Source organism: Pseudoalteromonas sp. SG41-5, from assembly GCF_014164495.1.
In the GTDB taxonomy this organism is placed as follows: Bacteria; Pseudomonadota; Gammaproteobacteria; order Enterobacterales; family Alteromonadaceae; genus Pseudoalteromonas; species Pseudoalteromonas rhizosphaerae.
Genome location: NZ_JACJFH010000138.1, coordinates 1 through 7,910 on the forward strand (window position 1 = coordinate 1; position 7,910 = coordinate 7,910).

Consider the following 7,910-nt stretch of genomic DNA (forward strand, 5'->3'; position numbering starts at 1 on the left):
TGTGTCACTTTCATAGTTTAATGCTTAATGGGTGGTGTTGACTGATAGCGTTTTATGCAATTGTAACTGCGAGCTGCCAGAAGTTAGTAACTGGCCATGTGCACGCACTTTGCCAAACTTTAGCGTGATAGTATTATCACTCACTTGCCATTGAGGTAACAGTTGCGGGTATACTTCAAAAGGTGAACGCGCATCTTTTGCGATACCGTCTTGAGCTGTTAACTTACTCACTAACCGCCCTTCCCAGCGCAAAATGAGTGGTTTTTTGGTTGTGATCTGTGTTTTAACTAACGAAGTACGATTACTTACAAAACGTAACTCCATGCGAATACTTACGCCATCACCCGTTAATTCTTGCACTAAAGCACCCGGCAAGCTGTAACTATTCATGGCGAGTTTAACTTTATGACTTTGGTCTTTATAGACGCTGAGCTTTTCTAAATAAGGGGCGATAAAATTAAGGTATTCTTCGCTAATAATTGCAGGCCCGGTAAAGCTTCCGATATTGTCATCGCTTGGCAGTAAATGACCATGCCATGCACCTAAGTCAAATAATGGACTAAAGCGTTGATGCTCGCCTCTAGCAAAGTCTTGCATATAATATGGACTTCCCGTGCGATCAATTAAATTTTTATAATGACTATTTTCACCGCTCACTGGGTCATTTGCTGTGGCTTGTAAGCTCAACATCAGCATGGCAGCTATTAAAATAAGTCGCTGTTTAAGTTTCACTGTGGGTATCCTTATTATTTCGCGCTAGAAGGTAAAAACCAAAGCCAGTGAAAAGCGCGATCATTGCAAATAATAGCCACATGAGTGCCGGACGTTGCAGCTCTTTCACTAAGTAACCATAGCTCCAACCTGATAAAAAACCAGCAAATAAAAAACCCAGTGCCATAGATACAAAATAATAACCCATAAACATTGCAGCGCTATCTTTAGGGGCAATACTGGCAACATATTCTTGGCTTTTTGGCGAGGTGAGCATTTCACCCAAGGCAATCAATAAAATAACCGTGATCATGACCGCTCCGCCCAGTTGCGTCATTAATAAACCCGCGCTCATTAGCAATAACACTAAAAAAGCACCCGCAGTAACAATCAAACCACTGATCAAAACCGATATCACCTTAAATCTTTGGCATTTTACACTAACGATTATTTGTAATAATACTATGGCCGCAAAGTCTAAATTAATCAGGTACTCGGGATTAACTTGTCGGTAAACCAGCCATTGCTGGGCAAGTTGTTTACTTTGTTGCAGGGTAAAGTCGCTAGTCGCTATTTGCTCAATAAAAAGCGCTATTTCGCTCACTGGCACGTTTACTTTTAAATGCACTAATTCAAGGCGTATTGCTTCAAGCTCAGTGCTCGCTAAAGGTGATGAAGATGCATAATTGACTGATAGAAGCTGAATTTTTTCACTCAATGCTCCACTATCAACAAACGCAAAAAAATCCACTGTTGATTGACCAAAGCAACTGAGTAAAACAACTAAGTCTTGAGTGTTTGTATAATCGCGTATAAACAACGGTAAAGTGTAAAATAGCTGATTATACACAGTCCAAAACCCTGTCAATATGGCTAAGTACAAGGCAAAATTACGGTTACTTACCCGCACCGGCTGTAAGTGCCAGTTATGGCTTTGCTTAGTACTGACACTTTTATCCCACAACCAGTTTGTCCCTAACCATAGAGCAATTAATACAAAAGCTTGCGTATAACTGAGCCAACTCACGCCTGCGGTCATTAGAATAATCACACAAGTAAATAACAACAGTGCAAAGCGGCTGTTGCCTAATACTTGTTGAGCTTGTTGTAATACCTGCTTAAGGCTGGTATTTGCTTGCGAAGATGGGGTTGTTTCGCGATAAAATAGCAGCGGAATAAAGTTAAGCAAAATCCACACGGCCGACATTACAAATACCGCATCCCAGCTGATCGCACGCATATAACCGGCGACTAATGGGCCAATAAAGCCGCCCAAATTAACCATAGTGTAAAAAATACCAAACCCTAGGCCACGGTTAGTATCATTCGTGCTGCGACTTATAGTACCAACCACCACAGGTTTAAAACACGCCGCACCAAATGCCACCAACATTAAAATCATAAAGAACGAATTAAAGCCAGTTACTTGGCCTAAAAAGTAGTAACCTGGCGCCATAATTATAAAGGAAATTATAAACAGCCTTTTATAACCATACCGATCAGCCAGCGCGCCTGTTAACACCGGTAATAAATATAAAAAGAAAGGAATAATACCTTGCACAGCACCACGCTGTGCATCATTAAAGCCCACCCCACCTTGTTCAACTGGGGTAGTCATATAGACAGATGAAACCGCAAAAAAGCCATACCAAGCTAAGCGCTCAAAAATTTCCATGGTGTTTGCAATATAAAATGCCACACCAAAGCCTTTATTAGCTGGGGTTTGCTTACTCTGCTTTGCTGCTGAGTTGGTTGTTATTGGTATTTGATTATTATTCATAGTTTACTTTCACAATTAAACACAGTATTTTATATTGCATACAATATACACATAAAACAACTATAATTATGAAAAAACTCTCACTCACTTTGTTATTACTGTTACTTGCCGCGTGTCAAAAAGAGCCGCAAGCCGATACTGCGCAGACCGTACAACCACAAACAACAACGTCAAGTGCTATGGAAACTGATCCACAACAGATGCAAGTAGACCTATCAGTACAAGGTTACACCAGTACGTTACACAAAATGGACATTGCATTCTTAGGGAAAACCATCCCCTATACATATAGCGATGGCAAAATTGGTAATAGCCGAGGATATGATTGGTGGGTAAGTAAACACTTTGCACTGAAGAGTGATTTACCAAAAGAAAAAGTAACGCTGTATTTAGCGCTTTTAGAAATGACTTATCCACACTATGTTGCACTATTCGGTATGGAGCCACCTAATATTGAACGCCAGCGTATCGCTGTAGTGTATGGTAGCAGCCGCGATAGAGTGCGCGAGGCCATGCTTGATGACGGTTTTTTAAGAGGCGTACATAAAACCGCAGGCGGCGAAACTATGTTTTATAACCGCGCAGGATATAACTTCCCAAGCCATCGTGAGCATCACCAACGCTATATTGTCATTCACGAAACCATGCATGCTTTTCACATGGCTTTAAACGGTCATTCAACCTGGGCGCCTAATTGGATCACCGAAGGCTTAGCCGACTCGGTCGCTCGCCATGTTTACGATGCCAAGCAAAAACAACTGACTGTGATGGTGTTTGATCGTGCCCCTATGAATTATATTGAGACCGGTTTAAAGCAATATTACAGTGCTGATAAACCCACTCTTGAGCAAATAAACGATGATCCTGCACTTAAACGCGGCCTTAATTTTTTTATCATTCATTACCTTTTAAGCTCTCCAGAACGCGCACAATATTTTGCATATTTTGTGCAGCAACTTAGGCTTGCCAACCCACACAGTGACGCCACGCTCAGCACAGCCAATTCACTCCTTAAACACACTTTTAAAGATTGGCAGGCAATAGAGCAAGGCTTTGCTGACTTTGTGCAAAATATAAAACCCAGTTTTCATATTGTATCAGGCCCGTGGGAGCAAAATGGTAATGCTTATTGGCTACGAAATACAGATTCAAATACCTTATCCCGATTGGATATAAACCCCGCTCTCACTACTGATGGATCGCACCCAGTGATGGACTTTCCCGCACCAGAAGTAAATGCGTTAATCGATCTGACAAATAAGCACCAAGTGGCTGCTTTAATTGAATTTGAACCGGCACAATTACAGCGCGGTGAAATAGGCATTGCCATGCAAGGCAAGCGCAGCGAGCAAAACCAACAATACCGCACTACGTTTATTGGTAATGAGCAAGCGAATGACGACCAATTACTAAAACTATTAATAGTAGATGCTGAGCGGTTAATAATAACCGCACGTAATTTCAAGGATTTTCAGCCTGTGCAAATCGCACTTAGTCCTGAGTTAAAAGCCGCTTTAGCTCAACACGCAACACTTGGTTTAAACCTTACATTAGGGAGCAGCCAACTAACGGTGGGCTTAAAAGCGGATAACGGGACGAATATCATTGGGCAAACATTTACCCTTGCTTTATCGACTAAAATAACAGCCGCACTCGATACACAAAAAATCAGCTTATTAAGTAAAAATAACAATCACCAGATCACACCTTACTTATTTGCAACGCCAGCTGGCGATGCTAAATATTTAAATTTAGCAGCACAAAACCAAACACAGCTTACTGATCCGTGGCTATTTACAGGTTATAAATTATTAAATCGAGTGTTTAGAACCTGCCAACAACATCAGCGCAAACTGGTTAATTGCGATGTCGAGCTGAGTAAGTTAATGGCAAAATTACCTCAGCCGAGCAACCATACAGCCATAAATGCTGAACTTGCAGTTATATTTAACCGCTATAAAACCCTATTAGGTAATAGTGGTTTTAGCGCACTCAGTGGTATTAATTCTGGTGTTTACTATCACCACAACAAAGCCTTTTTACGCGTCGAAAACCCTACCGATTTTGAGCTGCAATTGGCCGCCCAAGTTAGCTTTGCAACTGCAGGTAAGGTGCTTAACAAGCACCATCTCCGTCAGCTCTTAAAACCCGGTATCCACAACATTCACTTACCAGCGTCAACACAAGCTCAAACAATTGTTGTCGAACAAGATCTTAATTGGCAAGGATTAAATAAAACCCGTGAAATTAGTGCTGCTAATGTCCCTTTCAACGGAGTTGAGATGACACTCACTCAGACTAAAAATAACGCGGGTGATTGGCTATTTACCGCGACCCTATCAGGCCCTTATTCAGGTGCGACAACGGGGCAAATAACACTGACAGCTACGCCCTTTATACAGCTTGAAAGTGTAATGACACAAAAACACCCTGTGGAGATTGCGCCTTATGCAGTACAAAACTATCAATTTAAATTCACAGCGAGTAGCGAACCGATGTTGATCACCGTCACTGCGTTATTAGATGTCGATGGGGAGGAGATCCGACTTATCAAACGGATAAACTTATAATTTAGTTAGCAGCTAAGAAATAACCTCTTAGCTGCTTTGCTTTAGCCACAACTCAACGACCCGTTGGCACGTCCCTAATATCGCCAAATGCTTTATAAATAAAGACAAAATAGAATTTAGTCCGTAAAATTAGTATCCTTGATTTTAGTCATGGTTACATATATGATAATGCCTATCATTTACAATCATCTTTTCGGATCCACTTTCATGAAAGCATTATTTAAATCAGCAACAACCTTAGGTGTGAGCCTTCTTTTAGTATCAGCATTTGTTGCGCAACCTGCATTTGCTAATGGCCCTATTGGCGAACATGTAAATCACTTACAAGCAAATATCAAAGATTACTCAGAAGAAGTTGAATGGATGATCGGCAAAGTCGATACCATGGTAAGCGACTATGAAAGCAAAGGCGTAAAAGCAGTAAAAAGCGATGACCTAATCGAGTATTGGGAATCAGTGAAGTTTCACAGCGCGATTGAAACAAATTTTGTGCCGGTATATGCGTCAATCTGGCAAGGTATTTATGGCGTAAAAATGGCCATTGATAATAACAAGCCGGCGACTGAAGCTCGTAAAGAACAACAAGCGATGAATGCTGCCTTGTGGCAAGGTCTTGGCGCAGTTAAACTAGCGGCGCAATTTCAACAAAAAGGTTTGCTTGCAAACGTTAAAGCAACTGCAACCACAAGCATGACTCAAAGTGCTACAATCGATGAAATTAAACATAAACTTGATCGTGTCATTGCCAAATATGCAGAGCGTTTAAGTGATGAAGCAACCAGCATTGTGCACGATACTTACCTTCACCTATTTGAAGGTGTTGAAGGCACACTTATCGAACAAGATGCCAAACTTGTTGAAATATTAGAAAAAGATTTTAACGTGACACTGCCAAAAGCAATTTCAGATAACAAAAGTGTTGATGAAGTACGCGATGTGGTAAGTAGCATGCACACTAAATTAGACCGCGCCAAGGTATTACTCGAAAAAGCCGAAAAAGCACGTAAGGATGTATTTTAAGTGAAGCGTAGGACCTTTATACAAGGCCTAGCTGCGTTTGGGGCAATCGGTGCATTACCATTGCCTCTTTCTCGCGCACTAGCTGCCAACATAGCAAACCCAGTTTCTGTTGATGACTTACCTAAACTTGAAGGTGAGCTGACCTTATACCTAGGTCGTGGTGAAGGTGGTTTGTATGAAAATGTGCTACAAGCAATTCAAGACAGAAACCCCAACTTTAAACTAGGCATTCGTCGTGGTCCTACAGCAGCTTTAGCCAATACCATTGTTGCTGAAGCAAAAGCAGGGGTGCGTAGAGCCGATTTGTTTTGGGCTGTTGATTCTGGCGCTATTGGCTTGGTTTCAGATGCCGGCCTTGCACAACCTATTCCGAGTGATTTATCAGCGCAGTTGCAACCACAGTTTCGCTATAAAGATTGGGCCCCTGTCACCGGTCGTGTGCGCACCATACCCTATAACACTTCGCGTTTGACCAAAGAGCAAATTCCAACCAGTATTATGGACATTGCTGATAGTGACTTAAGCATTGGCTGGGCACCTGCGTATGCATCGTTTCAATCATTTGTAACGGCAATGCGTATTCTCGAAGGTGACGATAAAACAGCGAAATGGCTGAAAAAGATTAAGAAGCGTGCTAAAACCTATGCCGGTGAGTTGGGTGTAGTAATGGCCGTTGAACGTGGTGAAGTGGATATTGGTTTTGCTAATCACTATTACACCTTACGTTTAAAATCAGGCAAACCAGATGCCAAACTTGATTTAGCATTTACCCAACAAGATGCTGGCTGTTTAGTCAATGCATCAGGTATTTTGGCATTGAACGACGACCCTCTTGCCACTCACTTTATGCGCTATTTATTAAGCATCGAAGTGCAAGGTTACTTGGCTCGTGAAGCCTATGAAATTCCGCTGGTAAATGGTGTCCCTCTACCTGAAGGGTTACCATCTTTAGCCAATATTTCACCACCCAAAGTGGACTTAACACAGTTAGCTGATCTTCGGCCAACCATAGCTTTGATGCGAAATAGCGGCGTACTGTAATGCGACTACCAGCTTCTTACCCAATGGCGCTGCTTGCAGCGCTTATTGTTTTATCTCCTATCTTTATTTTAATAACGCTGGCCACTGATGCCAGCTCTTTGTTTGATAATCATAATTTAAGTATTCTCGGCAATACTTTGTCCTTGATGGTATTAACGGTCATTGGTTCTATTTTAATCGGAGTACCGTTAGCATTTATCAGCGCTTATGTGCGCTTACCGTTTAAAAAAGTATGGTTGGTGTTTTTTGCCGCGCCTCTAGCCATTCCCAGTTACATTGGTGCATTTACGCTTTATGCGGCTTTTGGCTCCGGCGGAGAGATACATAATCTACTTGGTATTGAACTGCCATCGATGGATGGACTCAGCGGCGCAGCTATTGTCATGACTCTTTACACATTTCCATTTGTAATGATGACTACCCGCTCATCTTTACTTAGTCTTGATGCAAGCATGGTTAATGCGGCCCGCACCTTAGGTATGTCGATGACCGAAAGTGTATTTAAAGTCATTTTACCCCGTGTAGTAAATGGCATTGCCGCAGGTTCGTTATTGGTTGCACTGTATACTTTGTCTGACTTTGGCACACCTGCAATGATGCGCCTTGATACCTTTACCCGGGTTATTTATGTCGAGTACAATGCGTTTGAGTTAAGTCGTGCAGCAATGTTATCGTTACAGTTGTTGGTGATTGTGGGCTTTTTACTGTTGATTGAGTCACAAATTAAAACGGCTAGCGAACGCCATGGCCGGCCATTAATTTTGTTTCCTAGTAAGTTGCAACTAGCG

6 protein-coding genes are annotated in these 7,910 nt (G+C 41.9%); 4 read left to right on the forward strand and 2 right to left on the reverse strand.

The window, feature by feature from the left end; genetic code table 11:
* Positions 1 to 24: 24 nt before the first annotated feature.
* Positions 25 to 732 (reverse strand): hypothetical protein, encoded by a 708-nt coding sequence (locus tag H5232_RS21340; protein ID WP_182831474.1) that lies wholly within the window; start codon positions 730 to 732, stop codon positions 25 to 27.
* Positions 722 to 2,491 carry an MFS transporter gene (locus tag H5232_RS21345; protein WP_182831475.1) on the reverse strand — a complete coding sequence of 590 codons (1,770 nt, stop codon included), beginning with the start codon at positions 2,489 to 2,491 and terminating at the stop codon, positions 722 to 724. The genes H5232_RS21340 and H5232_RS21345 overlap by 11 nt, the downstream gene beginning before the upstream one ends.
* Before the next feature lie 68 nt (positions 2,492 to 2,559).
* Between H5232_RS21345 and H5232_RS21350 the strand changes: the two genes are divergently transcribed.
* From H5232_RS21350 to H5232_RS21365, 4 genes are all read left to right on the forward strand, one after another.
* Entirely contained in the window at positions 2,560 to 5,061 is a 2,502-nt protein-coding gene (locus H5232_RS21350) for a hypothetical protein (RefSeq protein ID WP_182831476.1), read from the forward strand.
* Between the two features lie 207 nt (positions 5,062 to 5,268).
* Positions 5,269 to 6,081, forward strand: coding sequence for a hypothetical protein (locus H5232_RS21355; RefSeq protein WP_182717622.1), 813 nt, complete (start codon positions 5,269 to 5,271; stop codon positions 6,079 to 6,081).
* Entirely contained in the window at positions 6,082 to 7,122 is a 1,041-nt protein-coding gene (locus tag H5232_RS21360) for an extracellular solute-binding protein (protein ID WP_145234493.1), read from the forward strand.
* The coding region (locus tag H5232_RS21365; protein WP_182831477.1) for an iron ABC transporter permease at positions 7,122 to 7,910 on the forward strand (789 nt) is incomplete at its 3' end. The genes H5232_RS21360 and H5232_RS21365, both read left to right, overlap by 1 nt.

What these genes read in the sequence shown, in the direction of transcription:
- H5232_RS21345 (WP_182831475.1), bottom strand. Translation starts at nt 2,491, where the DNA reads ATGAATAATAATCAAATACCAATAACAACCAACTCAGCAGCAAAGCAG.
- H5232_RS21350 (WP_182831476.1), top strand. Translation starts at nt 2,560, where the DNA reads ATGAAAAAACTCTCACTCACTTTGTTATTACTGTTACTTGCCGCGTGT.
- H5232_RS21355 (WP_182717622.1), top strand. Translation starts at nt 5,269, where the DNA reads ATGAAAGCATTATTTAAATCAGCAACAACCTTAGGTGTGAGCCTTCTT.